Genomic DNA, 21,808 nt, shown 5'->3' on the forward strand with positions numbered 1-21,808 from the left:
ATGTTGATTATAACTGACAGGTTGAATTAATGGAAACATCCGAACTGTTAAAGAAAGTACGCCATATTGAAATAAAAGCACGAGGTTTGTCGCAAAATATTTTTGCAGGGCAGTATCATTCGGCTTTCAAAGGGAGAGGTATGCTTTTTTCGGAAGTCCGTGAATATCAGTATGGAGATGATTTGCGCGATATCGACTGGAAAGTGACGGCACGATACAATCGTCCCTATGTGAAGATATACGAGGAAGAGCGCGAATTAACGGTGATGCTGGTCATTGATGTGTCAGGAAGCCTTACCTTTGGTTCTTCCATTATGATAAAGCGTGATATGGTCGCAGAAATTGCTGCTACACTCGCTTTCTCGGCTATTCAAAATAATGATAAAATCGGGGTTATTTTTTTCTCGGATGAAGTTGAAAAATTTATTCCTCCTCGAAAAGGGAAAAAGCATATTCTTTATATCATCAGGGAAATTTTAAGCTTCGAGCCGAAAAATCAAGGGACAGAGATTAGTGTAGCTTTGCGATATCTCACAAATGCAATCAAAAAACGGTGCACCGCGTTTCTTATTTCCGACTTTATCGATCCTGATGATTATAAACAATCGTTGCGAATTGCAAATCGAAAGCATGATATCGTTGCTGTTCAGGTCTATGATAAACTCAGTACTAATCTCAAACCTGTGGGATTAATGAAAGTAAAAGATCCGGAGACGAAGGAGGAAACGTGGATAGATACTTCGTCGACAAAAGTAAGGAACGAATACAGCAATTGGTGGAACAAAAGACAGATCGAAATGCATAATGCTTTTCGGCAAAGCAGCGTTGACTATGTTTCGGTTTCTACCGATGAAGATTATGTAAAATCGTTGTTGCAACTGTTTCAACAAAGAAGATAAAGGAAAGCGGTAAGTGAAAAGTTCGAGAGTTAGATATTGGCTAAAAATAATAGGGCTATTTGCTTTGGCAATTGTGCTATTTTCGGAATATTTGTTTGCTCAAGGTGTGTCGGTAAGGGCTACTGTACAGCCGCCACAAATTATGATTGGGCAACAAGCTTTGATTGATTTGCAGGTTATCGCTCCCAAAGACAAAAACATTCAATTTCCGGTTTACGAAAAAGAGATTGTTCCCGGAGTCGAGGTTGTTGCCATGCTGAAACCCGATACGGTGATTGAAAATAATGTGATGACGATCAATTTTAAATATGTTGTCACTTCTTTCGATTCCACACTATATCATATACCTGCCATTCCTGTATTCGACGGAAAAGATACGATACTTTCCAATTCCATTGGAATAAAAGTAGTTTCTCCTGTTTTAAAGGATTCTACTCTTGCTTATCTTGAAAAATTGAAATCGGGTGAAACGGACTCCATCGATTTTAATCAGCTTGGATTAAACGATATAAAACCGATACAAAAACCTCCTTTTGTATGGACGGATTATTTGGATATTTTATGGTTGGTTTTGGGTGTATTGTTTTTCCTTGCTCTTATTGCGGCGATTATTTATTTTATACTGCACAAGAAAAAGAAAGGATATTTCTTTACGCCTACGCAGGTTTTGCCTGCTCATGTTCGTGCCCTTCAAGAATTGGATAAGCTGAAAACCGATAAAATATGGCAGCAAGGTAGGGAAAAAGAATTTTATACCCGACTTACCGATATTCTCAGACAATATCTCTACGAACGGTATGGGATAAATGCAAGAGAAATGACTTCAGGAGAAATTTTGAATGAGATGCGTAAATATACTGAAGCTGAATCGGTTTATGAAAATTTGAAACAAGTATTATCTACAGCCGATTTGGTTAAATTTGCCAAGTATAAGCCTTATCCCGATGAAAATGACTTGAGCATGATGAATGCTTACTTTGTCGTGAATCAAACCCGAGAACCCGATCCTCTTCCCGATAGGGACGAAAATGAGGATGATGCGAGTAAAAGAAAAGAGCCGTTATGACGTTTGCACATTCAGAATATTTATATTTGCTGTTGATCCTTATACCCCTTATCGTGTGGTATATCGTTCGTTTATCGAAGATGCAGGCTTCCTTTAAACTGGCATCTACTCAGGCGTTTAAAGGGATGAAAAAAAACCTGAGGGTATATATGCGCCATTTGCCGTTTGCTTTGCGCATGATTGCTATTGCGCTCATTATTATTGTAATTGCCCGCCCGCAATCGGTTAGCAGCTGGGATGAAACAAAAACGCAGGGAATAGACATTGTCCTGGCTTTGGATGTTTCGGGTTCGATGTTGGCTCAAGATTTGAGCCCCAATCGGCTGGAAGCTGCCAAAAAAGTGGCTGCCGAATTTATCAATACGCGAAAAAATGATAAGATAGGTTTAGTGATTTTTGCCGGCGAAAGTTTTACACAATGCCCATTAACAACCGATCATAAGGTTTTATTGAATTTGCTGAAAGAAGTAGATTTTGGATTGATTGAAGACGGGACTGCCATTGGGCTGGGTTTAGCAAATGCTGTGAACAGATTGAAAGATAGTGAGTCGTCATCGAAAGTGATTATTCTGCTGACCGATGGAACAAATAACCGGGGTCAAATTGCGCCTCTTACGGCAGCTGATTTAGCCCGTTCGTACGGCATCCGAGTGTATACCATAGGGGTGGGCACTAAGGGAATGGCTCCGACACCTGTTCAAACACCATTTGGGATACGACTGCAAAATATGCCGGTAGATATCGACGAAAAAACGCTAACCGAAATTGCCTCAATGACCGGAGGGAAATATTTTCGGGCAGAAGACACGGAAGGATTGCGTCATATTTATAATGAAATTGATCAAATGGAGAAATACCTGATCAGCGTTCAAAATGTAAGTCGTAAAGAAGAATTGTTTGTGCCTTTTGGCTTGATCGCTCTTGCATTGATTTTTATTGAGCTTATTCTGCGTCGATCATGGTTGAGAACGATCCCATAAAATATTGAATTGTAATAGATATGTTTCGATTTGAAAATCCTGAGTTTCTGTATCTGTTTATTGCGATGCCCTTCTTGGTGGCATTCTATATATGGTCGAACATTAAAAAAAAGAGAGATGTTGAAAAATTGGGCACGCTTTCGTTGCTCAAACAAATGATGCCCGATCTTTCACTTAAACGATCGTATTTGAAATTCTGGTTGATTTTCGCCGCTTTGTGTGCAGGAATTTTTATGGTGGCACGGCCGCAATTCGGAACCAGGGTTGAAACAGTAGAAAAAAAAGGGATAGAATTGGTGATTGCCATCGACGTTTCGAATTCTATGCTGGCACGTGATGTTGCACCTGACAGACTTACCCGTGCAAAACAAATTCTTACCCGCATCATTGAGGAGAGAAAAGAAGATCAGGTTGCTTTGATTGTGTTTGCCGGTGAAGCTTTTGTTCAGATGCCCCTTACTTCCGATACACAATCGGCAAAGTTGTTTTTGAATTCAATCGACCCGGGTCTTGTTCCTGTTCAGGGAACTGCAATTGCCGATGCTATTCAATTGGGAATAAATTCTTTTTCGAGCGAAAAAAATGTGGGTAAAGCCATGATAATTATTACCGATGGAGAGGATCATGAAGGGAATGCGCTGGAAATGGCCAAAAAAGCTGCTGATCAAGGAATTATGGTTAATGTGGTAGGAATAGGAACACCGGAGGGAGTTCCTGTCCCTGAAGCGCAAAACAGCAATGATTTTAAAACCGATAACGAAGGAAAGGTGGTTGTTTCGCGTTTAAACGAACATATGTGTAAAGAAATCGCTCAAAACGGTAAAGGCTTGTATGTGAGGGCAGATAATACGAATTCTGCACTACGCGCTTTGCAGGCAGAATTAGAGAAACTTCAGAAAAAAGATTCTACAAGTCTCACTTATTCTGAGTACGATGAGAAATATGCCGTTTTTGCATGGATTTTGCTCGGTTTATTGATTATTGAGATACTGATTTACGATAAAAAGAACCCGTTGTTTAAAAATGTTCATATTTTCAAATGAAATTGGGAATTACTAAATATGGTCTGATTGCGTTGTTGTTAATGATTTCTTTTTCTCTTTCGGCACAAAAAGAAGTGCGTCAAAACGTGAGAAAAGGAAACAAAGCATATAACGAACAAAAATATAGTGAAGCAGTTCGTTATTATCAACAAGCGATAAAGATAAATCCTCAGTCAAAGGAAGCTAATTTTAATCTTTCAAATGCTTTATACAGGCAAAATGAGTGGGATAAATCGATTGAACAAATGAATCATTATCTGACTATTGAGAGGGAAGATCCCATTAAAATGGCGTCAGCATGGCATAATATTGGCAACGCTTTGCTGCATAAGAAAGATATAGAGAAAGCCATCGAAGCTTATAAAAATGCTTTACGGATAAATCCGGATGATGAGGAAACCCGATACAATCTTGCAGTTGCGCAAAAAATGTTGAAAGATCAACAGGATACGAGTGATAAGCAAGATCAAAATGATCAGCAACAGCAACAGAATCAGGATCAACAACAACAACAGCAGCAGCCTCCTCAGGATAAGAAGGAGAAACGTCCTGAAGAACAGAATGCTCCGGAACAAATGTCTCGCGATAATGCGCGGCAATTGCTTCAGGCCATAGAACAAGATGAAAAGGAAACACAGGAAAAAGTGCAGCAAATAAAAGCACAGGAGCGTGAGAAACAAGCTCAAGAAAATAGAAGACAAAATAAAGATTGGTAATATACGAGGCAATATACACATGAAATACGTAAGAAAAAGGAAGATAATATATGTGTTCACGGCATTGTTTGTGTCTATGGCGATGAGTGTAAATGCACAGGTAACTTTTCGTGCAGCTGCTCCTGCTACCGTAGTAAAAGGTGAACAATTTCGACTTACCTACACGCTGAATAAGGAAGGAAAGGATCTGCGGTTGCCTTCCGATATGGACGGATTTGACGTACTTTTCGGGCCCTCTGTTTCCCGGAGTTACAGTCAACGTACGGTGAATGGAAAAACAACTTCCGAAAGTTCTGTTTCGTATACTTATATTTTGGTTGCTCAAAAAGAGGGAACATTTACTATTGGCCCTGCAACCATCAATGTTGATGGAAGTACATATCGATCCAATGCTGTTCAAATAAAAGTAATTTCACCCGATCAGATTCCTAAGAGCCAGGCACAGCAAGAATCCGGTAAATCAGGTTCGTCTTCACCGACCATAAAATCTACCGATGCTTTTATTCGGGCGATTGTTTCGAAGAACACGATGTATGAGCAAGAAGGTTTTACGGTTACTTTCCGACTCTACACTACACTTAATGTTGTGGATTTTGGTAAGATTGAATTTCCCGAATTTGAAGGATTCATGGTGGAAGAGATTGAACTCCCTATGAATCAGCAATTGAAAATTGAACAATATAACGGTAAAAGCTATTATACGGCCGATTTAAGAAAAACGTTGCTTTTCCCTCAGCGGTCGGGAAAGATAACCATTCCTTCGGGACGCATAGAAATGGTATTTTCGGTTCCTTCCGGAAAACGAATATCTACTTTCTTTGGTTCTCAAGAAGTGGCTGTTGATGTGAAAAAAACATTGGTTACCAATCCTGTGTCGGTCAATGTTACTCCTCTTCCTCCTGATAAACCTGATAGTTTTACGGGAGCTGTCGGATCTTTTACTTTTAGATCAAAAATCAATCCACAAGAAGTAAAAGCCAACGAACCTGTAACCTTCACCCTTGAAATATCCGGAACCGGTAATTTAAAACTTATTCAAAACCCTCATGTTGAATTTCCTTCTAACTTTGAAGTTTATGATCCGACCGTTAAAAATGAGCTGCAAATAACAACAAACGGGTTGACCGGTACACGAAAAATTGAATACATTGCTATTCCGAGGTATGAAGGAAGTTATGTTATTCCACCGGTGGAATTTTCTTATTTCGATCTTAAAAGCCGTTCTTATAAGACACTTAAATCGCCACAATATACGGTTCAGGTAGCAAAAGGCGATCCTGTTAGTGCGACTTCAAACAGCTATGTTAATCAGCAGGAGGTTAAGGTTGAGGATGATATTCGTTTTCTGAAAACGGGAAAACCTTCTTTTCATTCCAGGAACGATTATTTTGTAGGATCATTGGCCTATTGGTTATGGTATATTGTTCCTCTTGTGTTGTTTATTGCATTTTACGTAGTAAACCGTAAACAGGCAAAACAGAATGCAAATATTGCTTTTGTTCGTAACAAACGTGCAAATAAGACAGCCATAAAACGATTAAAAGTTGCTGAAAGTTATCTGAAACAACATAAACAAGAGGAATTTTACAGTGAAGTTTTGCGCGCATTATGGGGTTATTTTAGCGATAAGTTGTCAATTCCTCTGGCTAACCTTTCGAAAGATAACATAGAAAAAGAATTGACGGATTATGACATCGATAAAAAATTGATCGATACTTTTATGCGGATACTCAATACCTGTGAATTTGCGCGTTATGCTCCTGTGAAATCGGATATGGCAATGGATAATTTATATAATGAAACTCTTGAAGTGATTGGTGAAATGGAAAATCAACTGAAGTTGAAGAATAGTAAAAGACGGAAGTGATATGATAAGAAATAAATTATTTTTATTACTGATAAGTGGTCTGATGGTTAATCTATTGGCCTTTGCTTCACCTGATATTTTAGACGATGCTTCCGAAGCATATAGGAAAGGCGACTACAAAAAAAGTATCGAATTATATGAAAAGGTAATTGCCGATCATCTTGCAAAAGGAGAGGAATCTCCCGAAATTTATTATAATTTGGGCAATGCTTATTTTAGAGATAATCAGATTGGGAAAGCCATTCTTAATTACAACAGAGCATTGCTTCTTTCACCCGGAGACAGCGATATTCGGCATAATTTGCGTTTTGCAAATACACGTATTGAAGACAAAATAGTTCCATCAAACCGTTTTTTTCTTACCGATTGGTTTAATAGCATTCAACATCTTTTTAATTCAAATACATGGGGAGTGATTGCTATCGTATTATTTTTTCTTTTTTTAGGTTGTATGGGTGTTTTTCTTTTTGTTCGTACTTTATGGATGCGGAAAACGGCTTTTTATTCCGGAATTGTTATTTTTGTGTTGGTGATTGTGGCCAATGTATTTGCCTTTAATCAGAAAAATATGAGGATTCACCGGAATAATGGTGTTGTGATGGTTCCTGCGGTTTCTGTTCGTACATCTCCCGATGCAAATAGCAAGGAACTTTTTCAGTTGCACGAAGGCACTGTGGTTAAAGTCAGGAATACGGATGGGAACTGGTATGAAATAGAGATTATCAATGGCAGTGTCGGATGGCTGCCGAAAGAAAACATCGAAATCATATGAATGGAGTATTGGAAGACCTGTTAGAAGTAGAGCGCAGTTTATTTTTTGCATTAAATGGCAGTAATTCCCTTTTTCTGGATAATCTGATGTGGACGTACAGTACCATTCTTGTATGGATCCCTTTGTATGCTTTTTTCTTTTTTGTATTTTTTTACAAAGTGCCGAAGGCTGAAGCAATTTTGCTCGTTGTTTTTATTATGCTGTTGCTAGTTGCTTGTGATCAAATTTCTTCTTCGGTATTCAAACCTTTATTTCATCGATTCAGACCTACCCACCATCCTGAATTTGAAAATGCTGTTGATATGGTGAGAGGGTATAGAGGAGGAAGGTTTGGTTTTATTTCGAGTCATGCAGCCAACAGTTTTGGATTGGCTACTTTTCTTTCGTTCGTATTTCGTAATCGATGGGTAACCTTATCTACCCTACTATGGGCACTTATTATCAGCTATTCCCGTATTTATTTGGGTGTTCATTTTATATCTGATGTTGTTGCCGGTGCAATAGTTGGAGGAGTAATCGCTTTTCTTCTTTACCAACTTTATACCTTGTGTCGGCATAAATTTTATCATGTTACCGGCCATGAAATGGCAATGACTGTGTATTTATCAAAACACAGTAAACTAATAGCTGTCAGTGTTATTGTATATATTTTTCTCATATTGGCTTTATCTCCTCTTATCTCATCATTACCGCTATAATTGATTTCGGTTGAGATAAAGGAATATTTTTTATAAAATCATTGGTAATATGTAATTTATTTTGTAAGTTTAAAGCGTAAATATTAACGTCAATTGATTCATTAATCATAAAAAAATTAAAAGCCATGGCAAGAACGATTACATTCAACGAATTAAGAGCATTCAAAGACAAACTCCCTGATGGAAGTATCCACAAAATAGCACAGGATTTGGGGCTTGAAATCGAAACTGTACGAAACTATTTTGGTGGATATAATTACAAGGAGGGAAAGAGTATAGGGATTCATATGGAACCGGGTCCGGATGGAGGAATTGTGGTGTTAGACGATACTACAATTTTTGATAAGGCTTTGGAGATTTTAGGGTTAACAGATTATCCTGAACAAATAGAAGAGAAGGAAAATAATATTGTCGGGTAAATAGTTGAAAAAGATTGAATATTGCATTTTAAAGCGTGAGCGATTTTTTTTATCAAAAATGAATAAGATGAAGAACAAAGAAAAAGAACTAAATCAGAGCGATGAATTGGTCACAGTGGCCATTCATACCTATGAGAAAGCCCAGATTCTCAAATCTATCCTAGAAGCCAATGATATTCCTGCCGTAATTAATAGTATAGACCTCATTCAGCCTAATCCGGAAGGAACTTTTCGCGTGCGAATCAGGAAAAGTGATCTCCCTGAGGCTTTGTCTATAATTGAAAATATAGATCTCTCTTATGTTGAAAAAACGGATGAAGAAAAAATCACGGATAAATACAAAGAGTTTAGGAATGAAATTCTTGTTCCGGTAGATTTTTCAAATTCATCGATGAAAGCATGTGAATTTGCTTTTCGTTTAGCTAAAGATCTCAATTGCGATATTAAGCTAATGCATGTTTTTTTCTCCCCCTATTATCCTATATCTATGCCTTTTGGTGAATCGTATGCTGTTCAGCCTCCCGATGAAGAGCTTTATCGCGATATCCGAGGAAGAATGGAAAAGGAAATGAATAAGTGGGTTGATAAGTTGAATGAAAAAATTGTCGCAGGAGAACTTCCTGAAATTTCTTTCTCCCACATTTTGGTCGAGGGGTTACCTGAGGAAGAAATTATTATTTATTCTAAGAAAATGCGTCCTATAGCTATCGTTATGGGAACCAGAGGAGCTAGTCAAAAGGATATTGATCTTATTGGCAGTGTAACGGCAGAAGTGATAGAAGGGAGTAAAACACCTGTTTTTGCAATTCCGGATCAAGCCCCTCCAAAATATCTGAGCGAAATGAAGAGATTGGGTTTTTTGACCAATTTCAGAGAAAGAGAGATAGTTGCGTTCGATCGTATGATGAAGTTTATAGGGAAATACCCCATAAAAGTTTATCTTGTGCATATAAATAAAAAAGAAGATATGTGGAATGAGATCAAATTATCGGGGATTCGCAATTTTTTAGCGAAAAAATATCCTTCACTTGAAACGGATTATGAATTGATAGACAAAGCAGATGAATCGCTCGAAGAAGTTATTGATAAATTTGTGAGAGAAAAGAATATCGATATTCTTGCCATGTCAAGTTCGAGGCGAAACATTTTTGCCCGCATGTTTAATCCCGGTTTGGCGCGGCGCATGCTTTTCCATTCACAAACTCCATTGCTGGTATTAAAATAAGTTTAAATAGGATATGAGCAAAAAAAAATAAAGAGGGCAAAACTACCCTCTTTATTTTTTATCAACATTATATATTATATTGAAGCTTTATTTGATTCCTAATTTTGTTTTAACCATTTGTGTTGCATTGATAGCCGAATCACTTACATAAACGATGGGAGAGGAAGGAGTAGCTACATCGAAAATATAGGTAAATCCATTTTCATCACCTATTGCTTTGATTGCATTTTGAATTTTCTGATTAACCGGTGTGATCAATTTTTGGTATAAATCTTGAGCTTCTTTCTGACTATTTTGAATATACAGCTGATACCTTTCATTGATCTGTTGCAACTGTCTTTGTTGATCTTGTTTTACTGCATCACTTATGTTTGTGCCCGCTTTCGTAAATTCTTCCAATTTTGAGTTATATTCTGTTTCTAATGCGGAAGCATTCTTCTTTATTTCTTCCTGTTTATCGTTTAATTGTTTTTCGATAGTTGGAATTTCCGGCATAGCGTTAAAAATTTCTTGCGAATTGATATACGCTATTTTAATTTCCTGTGCTGCAATGCCCATGCTTAGAGGGGCTATTGCAAAAAGTAAGATGAGTAATTTTTTAGGTATCATAAATTCCTTAATTATTTATTTGTTTTCGTTTTCAAAAAAGAACAAGCAAAGATAATTTATTTATTATTAATATCCTAATCTTGCCAGGATTTGATCGCTAATATCGATATCAGGCGATGCGAAAATAATGGATGTTGCGGAAGCTCTATCAATTACTACTTTGTATCCTGACGCAGTGGAGATTTCTTTTATTGCATTATAAATATCGTCTTGAATGGGTTTCATATATGCCTCGCGCCGTTTGAATAATTCCCCTTGAGGACCAAAATATTTATCTCGTAGCTTTTGAATTTCGTTTTCTTTAGCAACAATTTCATTTTCTCGTTTTGTTTTTTCGTTACCTTGAAGTGTTTCAATATCGGCTTGATATTTTTTATACATCTCGTCTGCTTCTTTTACCAGACTATCAATCTCGGTTTGCCATTGTTGAGATATGATTTCCAACTCTTTATTTGCATTTTCATATGCCGGAATTTTTTTTAGAATATATTCCATATCTATTAAGGCATATTTTTGTGCATAACTGCCCATGTTCAGTGCAAGAAATAGTCCGAATAATAATAAAGTTTTTTTCATAGTTCGTTTAGCATTTTGATTATATGGTTTGTTAATTTATTGATATTTATTTTTTTTATTTAAAATAAATTTTAAAATTCTTGTCCGATTATAAAGTGGAACTGGCTTCCTCCATAGCTTCTACTGCCATTAATCGGATCGAAACCATATGCCCAGTCAATACCCATGAGGCCGATCATCGGTAAGAAAATACGTGCTCCGACACCGGCAGATCGTTTTAAATCAAACGGATTAAAATTGTTTAAATCGCGCCACGCATTCCCTGCTTCAAGAAATGCTACGCCATAAATGGTTGAATTTGGTTCCAGAATAAATGGATAACGAAATTCAAGGCCAAATCGTGTATATGCTCTTGCTTGCGTGGCAATTGAGTTGTTTTCATAACCGCGTAGCGCAATATTTTCTGTAGCAAAAGAACTTGAATAACCGGTCATACCGTCTCCTCCTACATCGAACGTTTCAAATGGAGTCGGCTTATTTTTGTTGTAGTATCCCAATACACCGAATTCAGCTCTTGTAGCAATAACCGGCGTGCGTTTTATAGAGAGCGAGGTAAGAGGGGTAAAGGTACGCATTTTCAATTTCCATTTGTGGTATTCGTTCCATTCGTATTTTTTTGGATCATCTGATGCCATGGTTGCATAGTCTTTTCCATCCCATAACGAAAACGGAGGTGTTGCAGTTACGTTTAGTGTGAATTGGGAGCCGGTACGGGTATAAATTGGATTATCGATTGAATTTCTGGCTAATGTCATGTTTAACGTTATACTGTTGCTTGTACCGGTTTGAAAAGGGAAATAATTCCACGTCCAATTTTTCAGTCCGTAGCGTTGATATCCCAGCTCTCCTTGCAGATAAAAATAATCATCAGGCCATTCCAATCGTTTTCCATATCCAACGGAAACACCCATCATCGTAAAAACCTGATCCGGATCATATGCATATTCAGCTATGTCTTGATAATCATACCCTCCGTAACCGTAGCCGCCATACCCGTATCCATATCCATAATAGTAAGGGTTATACATATTGTAATACGAATTTTGCGAATAGTAATTGGAATTTAATCCGGTGTATCTTGAATAATAAACATTTACCGAGAAGTTGTTCGGCCGACTTCCTCCAAACCACGGTTCAATAAATGAAAACTGATAGGATTGGTAATATTGACCGTTGGTTTGTGCACTTAAAATAAGTGTTTGTCCTTCTCCCTGAGGGATGATCCCCTTGTATGAGCTGGGATTCAATAGGTTTTTCAAGGAGAAATTGTTTAGTTTTAAACTTAATTTACCCACTAATCCGGTTACTCCCCAACCTGCTGAAAATTCAATCTGGTCATTACCTTTCGAGACTAACGGGTAAGTTATATCGACTGTTCCGTCATCGAAGTTTGGTTTGATATCCGGTTGAAGATTTTCAGGATCAAAATGACCGGTTTGTGCCAATTCTCGGATAGAACGTATCAGGTCGTCCTGACTATAAACTGCTCCCGGTTTTGTGCGAAGTTCTCTGCGTATAACGTCTTCATATACACGATCGTTCCCTTGAATGATTACCCGTTTTATCGTTGCTTTAGGGCCTTCTGTTACACGAAGTTCCAAATCTACGGAGTCATTTTCTATGTTTATTTCGATGGGGTCGATGTTGGAAAAAAGGTAACCGTTATTTTTATACAAAGTAATTACTGCATCTTCATCGATAAGCAAACGATTCTGCAGTTTTTTCTGATTATAAACATCTCCCGGGCGCATATTCAAAATTCGACTCAGATCAAAGGAATTATAAACCGTATTGCCAACCCAATTGATGGAGCGAATATGGTATAGTTGGCCTTCTTCAACCTTGATCGCGATATTTACCGATTTCTCGTCATATTTGTAAACAGTATCCCAAACGATTTCTGCATCGCGATACCCCAATTCGTAATATTTATTGATCAGATTTTTTTTGTCGGCTTCGTAATTCTCTCGAACAAATTTTTTGGTCTTGAACAGGTTTGCCAGTTTCTTTTCGTTCGTTTTTTTCATTGCTCCTTTGAGCTTTTTATCCGGAACGGCTTCATTCCCTTCAATTGTTATTTGGTGAACGCCCAATTTCTCTTTTTTATCGACTATTATTTCGAGAATAACCTGATTTTTATTTGATCCATCCGGCCTTTCTATAATGGAAACTTCTGCATCGCCAAAACCTTTTTCTTCAAAATACTTTTTTATAATGGTTTTCGCACTGTTGATTTGATTTGGAGTAATTTGATTTCCCCTAACCATGCCCAATTTTTTTTCGATATCTTCCTGTTCGCCTTTTTTCATACCCACATAACGGATATCTGAAATTCTTGGACGGTCGGTTAATTTTATTTCTAACCAAATGCTATCGCCTTTAATTTTGTTGGCAAAAATTTTTACATCCGAAAATAGTCCCTGTTTCCAAAATCTTTCCACAGCATTGGTTATCTCTTCTCCGGGTACTTGTATTCGATCACCTTTAGCTAACCCTGAAAATCCAATCAGTACAAAGCTTTGGTCTTCATACATCGTATTTTCGATTCCGGTAACTTTGATATCTGCAATGACGTATTCTTTAGGTGTTGCCGTATAATTGATTACCGGTATAGTATCTGACTCAGAAGCCGAAGATACTCCTGTGGGGGTGACTGCAGTTGTTGTAGTAGGAATAGTATCTTTAGCCTGGAGTTGCTCACTCATAGAAAGTGACGTATTGGCTGAAGCCGTAATCCTAAAAAAGGTTGAGAGAATAATTACGAAATAAAATATCTTTTTCAACATTATTGTTATTACCTTTTTTGCTCTTGTCGTTTTATAATTTAAATTATATCCTATTGGGGTTGGACAGATTTATTTAGCCGATTCGATTTGTTCGCTTATTTTACCAAACCGACGTTCACGGTGTTGATAATCGATGATGGCCGCATAAAGATCTTCTTCCCGAAATGCAGGCCAAAAGGTATCGGTGAAATATAATTCGGCATAGGCTGATTGCCAAAGCAAAAAGTTGCTCATGCGTTGTTCACCACCGGTTCTGATAACCAAATCGGGATCAGGAATACCTTTGGTAGACAGATAATCGGAGAAAAGAGATTCGTCAATCTCTTCTTCTTTTATTTTTCCTTCCCCTACTTCCCTTATTAATTTTTTTGCTGCTTCCACAATTTCCCATCTTGATGAATAGCTCAATGCCAGTATCAATGTTAATTTGTTGCCCTTTGATGTTTTTACCTCACATTCTTCTAATGCTTTTTTTGTTTTTTCAGGAAGGCGGGTTATGTCTCCGATATTTTTCACTTTTACCTGATTTTCTATGAGATCGGGAGTTTCCTTTGTAACAGCATATACCATTAATTCCATTAGAGCGTTAATTTCTTCTTCAGGACGCTTCCAATTTTCAGTAGAAAAAACGTAAATAGTCAAGAATTTTACATTTGCTTTTACAGCTGCTTCGACAACTTTTCGAACTGAAATAACACCTTCTTTATGGCCTTCGGCGCGTCCTAATCCGTGGGCCTTTGCCCATCGTCCGTTTCCATCCATAATTATGGCGATGTGCTTTGGAACCGAAGTTTTATCTATTTTCTCTAATAGCGACATGTTGTTTAGTGAATTTGTTGTTGCTGCTACTACTACTTTAATGGGCTGCCAATCTGTTTAATCTTCCTCTCCAAACATCAGTAAGTTCAGTTTGCCTTTCGGATGTTCCTCCAAATATTCGGATATAATTTTTTGCATCTACAATAATTGAAGCATTTAGTCGATAAGGGAACGATGAGGGCAATGCTTGAAGTGAATCTGCAGCATTCCATGCTATGCTGTTAGCTTTTTCCGAAATGTATAAAACATTTTTCCCGGAGGCTGAAGTTGTAAGCATATATATATTTTGGTCATATGGGAACAGCGTGCTTCCCTGTATTGGCATGGGAGCTGTTTTCCCTGATATTGAAATCGTATTGTCTTTTTCTTGAATGATCCAAATTTTGGAATTTAATGAATTGTCGGCATTTTTTCCACCTGAAAGGACCATATAATTTTTCCAAAAAATGGTCGGATCTTTTATGGCTGTTGCAGAAAATTGCGTAATGGGGAAATCTGATGGGATAGTACCCATGACATGGAATGACGTAAAGTCAGCGGTCTTTGCAAATTTCAATGTTTCTTCGTCATTGATTGCTGTCAGAATAGAATCTGTAGCAACAGACGGTAAGATGCCGTAAATTGATTTCACTTTATAGATTTCCGGAAGTTTTATCCATACCACACCATCAGTCGTCTTATACACATTATAGTAATTATCGAGCGCAAAAATTTCTGTCAGGGTTGAAACAATGCTTGAAAATTGCACGGCAAGCGGCAAGCCGCTTACATCGATGGGGCTATTTGTTATGCCATCTGATGATACAACTCCTTTTATACTTTGCCCCGATTTATAATAGGTATAAAATTTATCGTTAAACGCCACGGTTTTTTGGGCATCTATGGGGAAAGGCACATAATTGTCAGTTAATTTACTCCATACTAACAGATGGGGATTTTGTTGATGAATATTGAGTTTGAACTCGTATTTTTTCGTGGTGATTCCATCTTGAGCAAAAACCTCAATGAATTTCAAACGGCTAATATCGACAGAATCCGTATTATTCCAGAAATAGATACTATCCGGATTTTGTAAATGGATTTTTACGGCTGCAGCGTATCTGAGTTCAAGGGTAAGGTATGCATTTTTCGGTTCGAAGCCATAATCCAACGAATCACGATTATATATCTGAGATAAAAGTTGATCGATGGAAAATTGGGCTTTTGACAATGTTTGTGTAGAATCGTATGCTGCAGAAAGAGTTATCCCATATATTTGGGCATCCGATGAGTATTCAATATCTGAATCATTTGTGTTTAAACAAGAGGAAAACACGATTATTCCCAATAATGAAATTAAATTTCGGGTAAAGTATTTTATAGTCATTTGTTTCCGAAAATATTGTATGCTATTATACGTTATGCAAAAGTAAAAAGTTTTTCGGCTTTTTCCATATCGAAACAGTTATTTAAAGAAAATTTCGAGATATTTTATTCTTTAAATGGATTTGAAATGAATCCAAATATTGTTTTATCTGTATTTTATCGCCATCAATACGGGGTGCCTTGATTCCGTTTTTTAATTCCTTGGATGATATTTCAATATAGGCTTCATCCCATAAATTATCGGAAATGAATGAGGTTAACATTCGGCTTCCTCCCTCTATCAGTACCGACCCAATATTTTCTTCATATACATGTTTCATTATTTGTTCAGTGGTGTTTTTAGAGAAATCGATCACGATAGGTTTTACGTTTTCTTTTTTCACATGATAATCGGGATATTCTGTAAAGACGAGCGTCTTGGCTTCGTTATTGAAAATATTGGCATCGGATGGGATTATGCATTTTCTGTCGATTACTATTCGAATGGGATTTTCACCAAACCATTTTCGGACTGTTAATCTTGGGTTATCTTTGATTACTGTATGGGTTCCTACCATAATTCCTTGTACTTGCGTTCTGATTTTATGAACGATGGTTTCCGTGATTTCGTTTGATATTTTTGCAGGAGTTTTTTCGGCTAATGAAGAGCGCATAATGTCGATAAAGCCATCGTTGCTTTGTGCCCATTTCAAAATGATATAAGGCCTTTGGCAGAGTTGATTGACAAAGAAAGCGCGATTTAGTTCTTTTGCTTCTTTTTCCAATATTCCTTCTTTTATTTCAATTCCTGCATTTTGCATGCGTTGAATACCTTTTCCGGATATCATCGGATTAGGATCCATTGTGGCTATTACCACTCGAGGTATTTTTTTTGAAATAATAAGTTCTGTACAAGGAGGTGTTTTGCCATAATGGGTGCAAGGTTCCAAAGAAACATAAAGAGTAGCTTCTTGCAGTAGCAGTTGGTCTTTGACGGCATTGATTGCGTTTACTTCGGCATGAGGTTCGCCAAATTTTCGATGATACCCTTCCCCTATGATTCGATCGTTGTGTACGATGATGGCGCCTACCATGGGATTGGGCCTTACAAAGGCCTCGCCTTTACGGGCAAGTTGTAAGCATCGGTATATATATTTTTCATCTATTGTCATTTTTTTTATCTTTGTCCTATATGATAAGTGATCCCATTCTATACTTACAAAACGAGTTGTCCGGTTTTTATACGTCAGATGAGATTAAAAGTTTGACATATCTCATTTTGAAAGAAGTATGCGATTTGCCGTTTTACGAAATTGTATGCCGCAAATTTAACGATTTATCGGATGTGCAAGATAAGAAAATTCAAGATATTGTTGAAAGATTAAAAAAATACGAACCGTTGCAATATATTTTAGGGAAAACAGCGTTTTTCGGTATGGAATTCAATACGAATCCTTTTGTTTTGATTCCTCGTCCGGAAACGGAAGAACTAATAGAATGGGTACTTTCGGAGAACGATGTGCCAAATCCACGAATATTGGATCTTTGTACAGGAAGTGGATGTATTGCCATTGTCTTGGCTAAAAAAATTCCGGGTGCAGAATTGCATGCTCTGGATATTTCTTCGGCAGCATTGGATGTGGCGAAGTTGAATGCCCGGAAGAACGGAGTAGAGATTATTTTTCGATGTGTTGACGTCCTTAAAGAAAATTGCGATGACACTATCTTTGATATTATGGTAAGTAACCCACCTTATGTAACGGAAAAAGAAAAACAGGAAATGAAACCGAATGTTCTTCAATACGAACCGCCGGAAGCATTATTTGTTCCCAATGATAATCCCTTGATATTTTATGATCGTATTTCCGATATGGCACTACGGCAATTGAATAAGGGAGGGAAATTATATTTCGAGATTAATTGCAACTATGGCAAGCAAATGGTTTCCCTGCTCGAAAAAAAGGGTTTTTCTCATGTAGAATTACGAAAAGATATTTCGAAAAACGATCGTATGATTAGAGCAATAAAATGAAAGAAAATGCTTCCCTGAAGATATCGAATGAAAGAGCTTATTCCCATATGGCAACGTTGTGTGCCAAACGAGAATATTGCACATCAGACATTAGAAAAAAACTAAGTCGATATTGTTTAAATGACGATGATGTTGAGAAAATTATTAATCGTTTGAAAGCAGAAAAATATATCGATGAAGTTCGTTATTGCCGCAGCTTTATCAATGATAAATTGCGATTTAATAAATGGGGACGAAAAAAAATCGAATTTGCGTTGAGGCAAAAACTCATCCCTTCGGATCTTATATCCAATGCTTTTTTGGATTTTTCTGATGATATGCTGAATGAATCACTTGAGTCACTACTTGAAAATAAAGTCAGGTCTATACAATATGGTTCGGCAAGAGAGAAGCGTTCAAAATTGATCCGTTTTGCAATTGGGAGGGGGTTTTCAATGGATGAAACGCTACGATGTATTAATAAAATTTTATCCGAGAAATGAATTTTTATGAGTACATATATGAGTTTTCAACTCTTTTCTTTCCAAATTGCTGTATTGTTTGTGGAGAGAAATTACTTCCTTCAGAAGAAAGTATTTGTTTGAAATGCTTATACAAATTGCCGAAGACCAATAACTTTAGTGAAGTTGGCAATAGTACCGAGACATTGTTGGCCGGTCGTTTTCCTTTTGAGCGTGCAGCATCGTTTTGTGTTTTTTCAAAAGAAGGGATGTTTCAATCTATTATTCATCAAATAAAATACAAACACAAAGAGAAGTTGGGAATTGCTATGGGCCGTTTGTTCGGGCAAGATCTTAAGGGAAGCGATTTTATTCGCCCCATCGATCTTATTCTTCCTGTTCCTCTCCATCCGAAAAAACAGAAAGAAAGAGGGTACAATCAATCCGAGAGGATTGCTGAAGGGCTTTCTGAAATTACCGCTATCCCTGTTTCACGAGGCAATTTGGTGAGAACCATTTATAACCCCACTCAAACCAAACTCAACAAGACTCAACGATGGGAGAACGTGAAAAATATTTTTGAGGTGATAAATCCTGTGGAATTTTCAGGTAAACATGTCCTTTTAGTTGATGATATTATAACAACCGGTTCAACGCTTGAAGCTTGTGCAATGGCTTTGGGTAAATGTCGCGACATAAAAATTAGTGTGGCCACTTTGGCTAAAGTCTTGTAATCTTGAGTTAAGAAACGCAATTTTTTTTACTAAAATGCGCTCCGGTTCTTCTAAAATTAGTATTTTCGCATCTTATTCCGTATTAAAAGAGTGAATGATATGAATACGATAGAACAATTAACTGCCGAGAAACTTCTCAAAATAAAAGCTGTAAAACTGCAACCTTCTAATCCGTTTACTTGGGCATCGGGTTGGAAATCCCCTATATATTGCGACAATAGAAAACTGATGTCGTATCCTGCAATTCGGAATTTTATTAAAGTTGAATTCGCCCGGATCATTCTTGAAAAATATCCTCAGACAGAGGCCATTGCAGGCGTTGCTACAGGTGCTATTGCTCCGGCTGCGTTGGTTGCAGATATGTTGGGTCTTCCGTTTGTGTATATTCGATCTACGCCAAAGGATCATGGATTGGAGAATCTTATTGAGGGGGATCTTAAACCAAGACAAAAAGTCGTGGTGATTGAAGATTTGGTTTCTACAGGTCATAGCAGCCTGAAAGCAGTAGAAGCCATTCGTCGCAACGGTTCCGATGTGTTAGCTTTGTTAGCTGTTTTTACTTATGATTTTCCCGTTGCGAGGGAGAATATGGAAAAGGCTCGCGTCGAACTTATAACGCTATGCAATTACGATGCTATTTTGGGTGAAGCATTGCGTACCGATTATATTGACGAATCGGAATTGGAAACGCTTCAAGACTGGCGTAAAGACCCCGAAAACTGGAATAAGAGAAATCAATAGGAAATTGAATGACTGAATTTGTAAGCGATGTAAAAACTATATCGCACAGTAATATGGATGTATATCGGGTGCTTTCCGATATGAGTAAATTGAATTTGGTCAAGGATCAGATCCCGGAAGATAAGATAGAAGGATTAACCTTCAATAAGGATAGTTGTTCCTTTAAGGTAAATCCGATTGGTGAAGTTAAATTTGATGTAGTGGAACGCCAACCGAATAAATTGATCAAATTTAAATCGGGGAATTTGCCTTTTGAAGTTTTTTTATGGATTCAATTGGTGTCTAAAGCAGAGAAAGATACGAAAATGCGATTGACTGTTCGTGCTGATTTAAATCCTTTTCTTAAGTCGATGGTTTCCCAACCAATGAAAGAGACGTTGGATAAAATAGCTGATATGTTGACACAGTTACCCTACGACAGGATTTAAAACTATCGGCAGCGTAAATTAAACTGCGTGAAGATTTTTTACGACTTCGTTCTTTTTTTCTTATTAACGGGTATAGCTTTATTTGAAATTTGGAAGGGTCGAGATAAAATTATAAAAAAGGAGGGAAGTATAATTTTATTTTTTCCCTCCTTTTTAAGAAAAGAGTTATTCTAACTCTTTGATCTTGATGTTTCGAAACCAAACCTCATCTCCATGATCCTGAAGAAGAATATGTCCTTCTCTCAAATTTCCGAAATTAGGCCAATCTTTGTATTTACTATAAGCGACCAATGCATTCCACATTGGATTGTTTCTTTCGTATTCCAATAATTTTACCCCGTTTAGCCAGTGTTCAACGTGGTTTCCTTTAACTACAATCATGGCTGTATTGAAAAATCCGTTGAAAAAGGGTTTGTTTTCCGGAGCAGGGATCAGATCATACAATGATCCTAATTTTCTGTTGCCTTTCACTCCCAATTTGGCATCGGGATGATTATTGTCGTCCAGTATTTGGAATTCACAACCGATTGCAGATCCCTCACCCTTGTTTAAATCGGGATCCACAAAATATTTGATGCCGCTATTTGCCCCTTTGGTAATTTTAAAATCAACTTTTAGGATAAAATTCTTGAATTTTTTAGTTGTAATGATATCACCACCGTTGGTTGATTCACCACCGCTTCCTTTAAGTACTTTCAAGATACCGTCTTCAACGATCCATCCTTTTTCAGGGAATCCTGATAATTTGGCTCCCTTCCAACCTGCTGTTGTTTTACCATCCCATAGAAGTTTCCATCCTTCGCGTTCTTCTTTTTCAGAAAGGGTATTGGGTATAGCATTGATTTGAATGATCCCGTTTTTATCTTCCGGAGTCTTAAATTGTTCGAGGTTTTCAGTCAGAATGCGGATATTTCGCCATGAAACTGTTTTCCCAGCGAGAGTTTCATTGTTTCCGATTCCGTGAACCTGCAGAGCAATAAATCCTGATTTGGTCATATCATCGATCAGATCTGCACATGGAATTTCGTTTACCCATGTTCGGATGGAGTTTCCAATAGCTTCGATCCGAGCTTTATTCCACTTGTTTTTCTTGAAGGCTTTTTGAGCAAGTGGATTATATGTGGCTGGATAGACACATTTGTTGTTGTCATCCGATTTAACAACGATAGCCTTTAATGTATTATAGGTCAAGGGATAGAGCCACCCGCGTCTGGCTTCGTCGTAAATACCTCCTGTCCATGCCCTGTCTGAAGGATCTATTTCGAATTGATAACCGTGAACTCGTCCGTCTTGATAGTTTTTTAAACTGTTGCTTCTGAACTGTACTCCCGAATTTAATCCTTCATCGACTTTAAATTCAAATTCGAGAATAAAATCATCATACATTTTTTCGGTTGCCAAAAAAGTATTGGGCGTTCCCATTTTCGAAATCCCTATTATGGTATTATCTTGCACCTTATATTCTGCTGTACCGTTCAATTTTGTCCAACCTTTCAATTTTTTTCCGTTGAACAAATCTTGCCAGTGAGGTTCTTGCGCCGAAGCGGCAATAAATACCGTCATCATAATGAAGAGAAATACTTGTTTTTTCATTGAACTCATATTTTTATTATT

At 37.4% G+C, this 21,808-nt stretch carries 22 protein-coding genes; 15 read left to right on the top strand and 7 right to left on the bottom strand.

Annotated features, from left to right (window positions below; genetic code table 11):
* Positions 1-29 precede the first annotated feature (29 nt).
* The 10 genes from OLM34_RS03130 to OLM34_RS03175 all read left to right on the top strand — a co-directional run bounded on the left by OLM34_RS03130 (position 30) and on the right by OLM34_RS03175 (position 9,685).
* Positions 30-899, top strand: a complete 870-nt coding sequence (locus OLM34_RS03130) for a DUF58 domain-containing protein (protein WP_264405172.1) — start codon at positions 30-32, stop codon at positions 897-899.
* Positions 900-912: 13 nt separating this feature from the next.
* A complete protein-coding gene (locus tag OLM34_RS03135; RefSeq protein WP_264405173.1) occupies positions 913-1,965 on the top strand; it encodes a cytochrome c maturation protein CcmE in 1,053 nt (350 codons plus the stop codon).
* Positions 1,962-2,945, top strand: coding sequence for a vWA domain-containing protein (locus tag OLM34_RS03140; protein WP_264405175.1), 984 nt, complete (start codon positions 1,962-1,964; stop codon positions 2,943-2,945). Before OLM34_RS03135 ends, OLM34_RS03140 begins: the two co-directional genes overlap by 4 nt.
* 20 nt (positions 2,946-2,965) lie before the next feature.
* A complete protein-coding gene (locus tag OLM34_RS03145; RefSeq protein ID WP_264405177.1) occupies positions 2,966-3,988 on the top strand; it encodes a vWA domain-containing protein in 1,023 nt (340 codons plus the stop codon).
* Positions 3,985-4,704 (top strand): tetratricopeptide repeat protein, encoded by a 720-nt coding sequence (locus OLM34_RS03150; RefSeq protein ID WP_264405178.1) that lies wholly within the window; start codon positions 3,985-3,987, stop codon positions 4,702-4,704. Before OLM34_RS03145 ends, OLM34_RS03150 begins: the two co-directional genes overlap by 4 nt.
* Before the next feature lie 19 nt (positions 4,705-4,723).
* A complete protein-coding gene (locus OLM34_RS03155) occupies positions 4,724-6,571 on the top strand; it encodes a BatD family protein (protein WP_413777180.1) in 1,848 nt (615 codons plus the stop codon).
* Between the two features lies 1 nt (position 6,572).
* The gene (locus OLM34_RS03160; RefSeq protein ID WP_264405179.1) at positions 6,573-7,343 is read left to right on the top strand and encodes a tetratricopeptide repeat protein; all 771 of its coding nucleotides are present in this window, start codon (positions 6,573-6,575) and stop codon (positions 7,341-7,343) included.
* Positions 7,340-8,041: a phosphatase PAP2 family protein gene (locus OLM34_RS03165; RefSeq protein WP_264405180.1), complete on the top strand. Its 702-nt coding sequence runs from the start codon at positions 7,340-7,342 to the stop codon at positions 8,039-8,041. Before OLM34_RS03160 ends, OLM34_RS03165 begins: the two co-directional genes overlap by 4 nt.
* Before the next feature lie 125 nt (positions 8,042-8,166).
* Positions 8,167-8,460, top strand: coding sequence for a DNA-binding protein (locus tag OLM34_RS03170; protein WP_264405181.1), 294 nt, complete (start codon positions 8,167-8,169; stop codon positions 8,458-8,460).
* Between the two features lie 58 nt (positions 8,461-8,518).
* Positions 8,519-9,685 (top strand): universal stress protein, encoded by a 1,167-nt coding sequence (locus OLM34_RS03175; RefSeq protein WP_264405183.1) that lies wholly within the window; start codon positions 8,519-8,521, stop codon positions 9,683-9,685.
* An 87-nt stretch (positions 9,686-9,772) separates the two neighbouring features.
* Here OLM34_RS03175 and OLM34_RS03180 read toward each other — a convergent pair whose 3' ends face one another.
* The 6 genes from OLM34_RS03180 to ribD all read right to left on the bottom strand — a co-directional run bounded on the left by OLM34_RS03180 (position 9,773) and on the right by ribD (position 16,991).
* Positions 9,773-10,294, bottom strand: coding sequence for an OmpH/Skp family outer membrane protein (locus OLM34_RS03180; RefSeq protein WP_264405185.1), 522 nt, complete (start codon positions 10,292-10,294; stop codon positions 9,773-9,775).
* Positions 10,295-10,360: 66 nt separating this feature from the next.
* Positions 10,361-10,870 carry an OmpH/Skp family outer membrane protein gene (locus tag OLM34_RS03185; RefSeq protein ID WP_264405187.1) on the bottom strand — a complete coding sequence of 170 codons (510 nt, stop codon included), beginning with the start codon at positions 10,868-10,870 and terminating at the stop codon, positions 10,361-10,363.
* 71 nt (positions 10,871-10,941) lie between these two features.
* Complete coding sequence (bamA, locus tag OLM34_RS03190) at positions 10,942-13,575, bottom strand: outer membrane protein assembly factor BamA (protein ID WP_413777185.1); 2,634 nt, start codon at positions 13,573-13,575, stop codon at positions 10,942-10,944.
* A gap of 150 nt (positions 13,576-13,725) precedes the next feature.
* A complete protein-coding gene (locus OLM34_RS03195; RefSeq protein WP_264405191.1) occupies positions 13,726-14,475 on the bottom strand; it encodes an isoprenyl transferase in 750 nt (249 codons plus the stop codon).
* Between the two features lie 37 nt (positions 14,476-14,512).
* Complete coding sequence (locus OLM34_RS03200) at positions 14,513-15,841, bottom strand: DUF6242 domain-containing protein (protein WP_264405192.1); 1,329 nt, start codon at positions 15,839-15,841, stop codon at positions 14,513-14,515.
* A gap of 82 nt (positions 15,842-15,923) precedes the next feature.
* Complete coding sequence (gene ribD / locus OLM34_RS03205) at positions 15,924-16,991, bottom strand: bifunctional diaminohydroxyphosphoribosylaminopyrimidine deaminase/5-amino-6-(5-phosphoribosylamino)uracil reductase RibD (RefSeq protein ID WP_264405194.1); 1,068 nt, start codon at positions 16,989-16,991, stop codon at positions 15,924-15,926.
* 92 nt (positions 16,992-17,083) lie between these two features.
* Between ribD and prmC the strand changes: the two genes are divergently transcribed.
* The 5 genes from prmC to OLM34_RS03230 all read left to right on the top strand — a co-directional run bounded on the left by prmC (position 17,084) and on the right by OLM34_RS03230 (position 20,194).
* Positions 17,084-17,851, top strand: a complete 768-nt coding sequence (gene prmC / locus OLM34_RS03210) for a peptide chain release factor N(5)-glutamine methyltransferase (RefSeq protein ID WP_264405195.1) — start codon at positions 17,084-17,086, stop codon at positions 17,849-17,851.
* Positions 17,848-18,333 (top strand): regulatory protein RecX, encoded by a 486-nt coding sequence (locus OLM34_RS03215; RefSeq protein ID WP_264405197.1) that lies wholly within the window; start codon positions 17,848-17,850, stop codon positions 18,331-18,333. The genes prmC and OLM34_RS03215 overlap by 4 nt, the downstream gene beginning before the upstream one ends.
* Positions 18,334-18,449: 116 nt before the next feature.
* A complete protein-coding gene (locus OLM34_RS03220) occupies positions 18,450-19,025 on the top strand; it encodes a ComF family protein (RefSeq protein ID WP_264405198.1) in 576 nt (191 codons plus the stop codon).
* Between the two features lie 99 nt (positions 19,026-19,124).
* Positions 19,125-19,766, top strand: a complete 642-nt coding sequence (gene pyrE / locus OLM34_RS03225) for an orotate phosphoribosyltransferase (RefSeq protein ID WP_264405200.1) — start codon at positions 19,125-19,127, stop codon at positions 19,764-19,766.
* 8 nt (positions 19,767-19,774) lie between these two features.
* Positions 19,775-20,194 (top strand): SRPBCC family protein, encoded by a 420-nt coding sequence (locus tag OLM34_RS03230; RefSeq protein WP_264405201.1) that lies wholly within the window; start codon positions 19,775-19,777, stop codon positions 20,192-20,194.
* 165 nt (positions 20,195-20,359) lie between these two features.
* On the opposite strand, the gene OLM34_RS03235 is transcribed toward OLM34_RS03230, so the two are convergent.
* Entirely contained in the window at positions 20,360-21,787 is a 1,428-nt protein-coding gene (locus OLM34_RS03235) for a 3-keto-disaccharide hydrolase (RefSeq protein WP_264405202.1), read from the bottom strand.
* Positions 21,788-21,808 lie beyond the last annotated feature (21 nt).

The organism is Anaerorudis cellulosivorans (genome assembly GCF_025943985.1).
Classification (GTDB): domain Bacteria; phylum Bacteroidota; class Bacteroidia; order Bacteroidales; family Dysgonomonadaceae; genus Anaerorudis; species Anaerorudis cellulosivorans.

Bases quoted from the DNA above. Each gene is read 5' to 3' on its own strand.
- OLM34_RS03130 (WP_264405172.1), top strand. From the start codon at position 30: ATGGAAACATCCGAACTGTTAAAGAAAGTACGCCATATTGAAATAAAA.
- OLM34_RS03140 (WP_264405175.1), top strand. From the start codon at position 1,962: ATGACGTTTGCACATTCAGAATATTTATATTTGCTGTTGATCCTTATA.
- OLM34_RS03145 (WP_264405177.1), top strand. From the start codon at position 2,966: ATGTTTCGATTTGAAAATCCTGAGTTTCTGTATCTGTTTATTGCGATG.
- OLM34_RS03150 (WP_264405178.1), top strand. From the start codon at position 3,985: ATGAAATTGGGAATTACTAAATATGGTCTGATTGCGTTGTTGTTAATG.
- OLM34_RS03155 (WP_413777180.1), top strand. From the start codon at position 4,724: ATGAAATACGTAAGAAAAAGGAAGATAATATATGTGTTCACGGCATTG.
- OLM34_RS03160 (WP_264405179.1), top strand. From the start codon at position 6,573: ATGATAAGAAATAAATTATTTTTATTACTGATAAGTGGTCTGATGGTT.
- OLM34_RS03165 (WP_264405180.1), top strand. From the start codon at position 7,340: ATGAATGGAGTATTGGAAGACCTGTTAGAAGTAGAGCGCAGTTTATTT.
- OLM34_RS03170 (WP_264405181.1), top strand. From the start codon at position 8,167: ATGGCAAGAACGATTACATTCAACGAATTAAGAGCATTCAAAGACAAA.
- OLM34_RS03175 (WP_264405183.1), top strand. From the start codon at position 8,519: ATGAATAAGATGAAGAACAAAGAAAAAGAACTAAATCAGAGCGATGAA.
- OLM34_RS03180 (WP_264405185.1), bottom strand. From the start codon at position 10,294: ATGATACCTAAAAAATTACTCATCTTACTTTTTGCAATAGCCCCTCTA.
- OLM34_RS03185 (WP_264405187.1), bottom strand. From the start codon at position 10,870: ATGAAAAAAACTTTATTATTATTCGGACTATTTCTTGCACTGAACATG.
- bamA (WP_413777185.1), bottom strand. From the start codon at position 13,575: ATGAGTGAGCAACTCCAGGCTAAAGATACTATTCCTACTACAACAACT.
- OLM34_RS03195 (WP_264405191.1), bottom strand. From the start codon at position 14,475: ATGTCGCTATTAGAGAAAATAGATAAAACTTCGGTTCCAAAGCACATC.
- OLM34_RS03200 (WP_264405192.1), bottom strand. From the start codon at position 15,841: ATGACTATAAAATACTTTACCCGAAATTTAATTTCATTATTGGGAATA.
- ribD (WP_264405194.1), bottom strand. From the start codon at position 16,991: ATGACAATAGATGAAAAATATATATACCGATGCTTACAACTTGCCCGT.
- OLM34_RS03215 (WP_264405197.1), top strand. From the start codon at position 17,848: ATGAAAGAAAATGCTTCCCTGAAGATATCGAATGAAAGAGCTTATTCC.
- pyrE (WP_264405200.1), top strand. From the start codon at position 19,125: ATGAATACGATAGAACAATTAACTGCCGAGAAACTTCTCAAAATAAAA.
- OLM34_RS03230 (WP_264405201.1), top strand. From the start codon at position 19,775: ATGACTGAATTTGTAAGCGATGTAAAAACTATATCGCACAGTAATATG.
- OLM34_RS03235 (WP_264405202.1), bottom strand. From the start codon at position 21,787: ATGAAAAAACAAGTATTTCTCTTCATTATGATGACGGTATTTATTGCC.